Raw genomic sequence first — 279 nt, 5'->3', positions numbered from 1 at the left:
CAATTTGTCCAACCATTGCCACAGCGACGCCAGCTAGTATCATTGATAAAATTAAGCTTAGTCCACGAATCGCAGACACGTTTTGACCTAATCCCTTAGCAAGTGATTCACCTAAATTTAAAATAGTAAGTTGCTTGCTTATAGCTAAAATTATAATTAATGTAACGATAATTATTGGGCCACTCCATATAAGCTGCGCCCACGTTGTGCCTGATATTCCTCCAGCACTCCAAAAAGTAAGAGATTGATTTAACCTGAATATTAGAGCAACACCTTGAC

General features: G+C 38.4%; 1 protein-coding gene. It reads right to left on the bottom strand.

Annotated features, from left to right (window positions below; all coding sequences use genetic code 11):
- A partial coding sequence (locus VRZ77_RS21730) for an iron chelate uptake ABC transporter family permease subunit (RefSeq protein WP_414594646.1) occupies nucleotides 1-279 on the bottom strand: 279 nt, incomplete at both ends.

This window comes from Ancylobacter sp. G4_0304, assembly GCF_047501495.1.
GTDB lineage: Bacteria > Pseudomonadota > Alphaproteobacteria > Rhizobiales > Xanthobacteraceae > Ancylobacter.
The sequence above is the reverse complement of the archived record's forward strand: the minus strand, read 5'-3'. Positions and strand labels throughout refer to the sequence as shown.